The 2,297-nt window shown below is 63.2% G+C and carries 2 protein-coding genes; both read left to right on the forward strand.

Going from position 1 to position 2,297, the window contains the following annotated elements:
• Window positions 1-130: 130 nt before the first annotated feature.
• Window positions 131-1,723, forward strand: coding sequence for an acyl-CoA synthetase (locus WAW17_RS09565; RefSeq protein WP_422332745.1), 1,593 nt, complete (start codon window positions 131-133; stop codon window positions 1,721-1,723).
• The coding region (locus WAW17_RS09570) for a helix-turn-helix transcriptional regulator (RefSeq protein WP_422332746.1) at window positions 1,720-2,297 on the forward strand (578 nt) is incomplete at its 3' end. The genes WAW17_RS09565 and WAW17_RS09570, both read left to right, overlap by 4 nt.

Raw genomic sequence — 2,297 nt, forward strand, 5'->3', positions numbered from 1 at the left:
CCTCTGGAAAGTGCGCCAAACGACCACAACACCGCTTACCTTGCCACCAAGCGGGATCGGCTCGGCCACAAACTCACCCGGCCCACTCCGACCCCCGCACCCCCTTTGAACCCCGTCAGGTAGGCAAGTGATGACTTCCGAGTCAACGATTCAGAATCTCGTGGCCCCCGCCAGGCAACAGTCGCTCGGCGACATCCCTCGCCGCTCGGCAGCCCGGTTCCCGAACAAACTCGCGATCGTGCACCGCGACGTTCGACTCACCTTCGCAGAGTTCGACGCACTCGTTGACCGCGTCGCAGCAGGCTTGCATGCGGCCGGGTTGCGGCAAGGTGACGCCCTCGCCCTGCTCTCGCACAACTGCTGGCAGTACCCGGTCCTCAACTTCGCCACCGCTCGACTTGGAGTGATCCTCGTCCCGGTCAACTTCATGCTCACCGCCGGCGAGATCGCCTACATCCTCGACGACTGCGCCGCCGACGCGTTCGTTGTCGAGGACGCCCTCATTCCCGTCGCCGAGTCCGCCCTGGTCGCGAGCGGTGGCAGCGTCCGGCTCCGGGCGGCCATCCCCCTCGACGGTCAGGCTTTGCCGGACGGGTGGAATTCGCTGGCGGACTGGACGTGTGACGAGTTCGATTCGCCGCCAGAGGTGATCGTGTCGGACGACGACGTCATCCGCGTCATGTACACCTCGGGCACCGAGTCACGGCCCAAAGGCGCCATGCTCACGAGTCGGTCGCTGATGTGGCAGTACATCAGCTGCATCGTTACCGGTGGGATGAGTAGCGACGACGTAGAGGTTCACGCCCTACCGCTTTACCACTGCGCGCAACTCGACAACTTCCTCAGCACCGACATCTACCTCGGCGCCACCAGCATCATCCTCGACGGCCCCGACCCCATGGCACTGCTCCACACCATCGAGATCGAGAAAGTAACCAACCTGTTCGCTCCACCCACCGTATGGATTTCATTGCTGAACTCCCCCGAATTCGCCACCGCGGACCTGACCTCACTGCGCAAGGGGTATTACGGCGCCTCGGCGTTGCCGCTCGAGATCCTGCAGGAGATGTATCGACGCCTGCCCGGAATCCAGCTGTGGAACTTCTACGGGCAGACCGAAATGTCCTCCCTCGCCACCGCACTCGGCCCAGAGGATCAGGTCACCCGTGGCGGCTCGGCCGGCAAGCCCGCACTCAATGTCGAAACCCGCATCGTCGACGACAACGACCACCCACTTCCCGCCGGGGAGGTGGGTGAAATCGTGCACCGCAGCCCGCACGCCACGCTCGGGTACCTCAACAACTCCAACAAGACCGCCGAGGCTTTCGCCGGTGGGTGGTTCCATTCCGGTGACCTCGGGTACCTCGACTCAGACGGTTACCTCTGGGTCGTCGATCGTAAGAAGGACATGATCAAGACCGGCGGCGAGAACGTCGCCACCCGAGAGGTCGAGGAAACCCTCTACACCCACCCTGCAGTCGGTGAGGCCGCGGTTTTCGCTGTCCCGCACCCACGCTGGATCGAAGCGGTCACCGCTGTCGTCGTGCCCACTCTCGGTTCCGATCTCAACGAAACGGACGTCATCGAACATTGCCGCGAACGCCTCGCGGGCTACAAGGTTCCCAAGTACGTCATCATCGCCGACACTCTCCCCAAGAACCCGAGCGGGAAGATCCTCAAACGCCAACTCCGAGACACCTTCAAAGCAATCGCGCTATCGTGAATCGCTTCGACTGTCGGCGGAGCGTCTGGGCGGACGACCGATGGCAGGACCTGCTCACCCCTGTACATCTTCGACGGATACTCGAAGTACTCGACGTGAGCCGCACCTCCGGCGGAGGCACACACTTCAAGGAGACGCTTGTTGACGCGATCGCCACCGTCTTCGACGTTCGGGACGTGACATTCTTCTTCGGGCGCACCTACCCGACGCTGTTCACCGACCCGGCGCCACTTCTCACCGGAGCAGCCGAACCACTCCTGGAGGAGTACCAGGAACGGTGGCGCGATAAGGACGTTTTTGCGCTACCGCAGGCACGACGCGTGCTCGCCGATGAAGGGTTCGCGATGCTCGACGATCTCGCCCGACTTCCCCTACCGCAGAAGTCCTACGTGGAGGAGTATCTCGCACCCCATGGAATAGGTACTGCCTCTGCCATTCACCTTCGGTTCGCCGACGGCGAGGCCCTCATCGGCATGTTCGACCGTGAGCGCTACTGGAACGCCGGCGATATCGCCGCCATGCGGCTGCTGGCCGGACACCTTCGCGCGAGTAGCCGCTCCGTCGTCATCGGCGA

Source organism: Rhodococcus sp. (in: high G+C Gram-positive bacteria) (genome assembly GCF_049286785.1).
Classification (GTDB): domain Bacteria; phylum Actinomycetota; class Actinomycetes; order Mycobacteriales; family Mycobacteriaceae; genus Rhodococcus_F.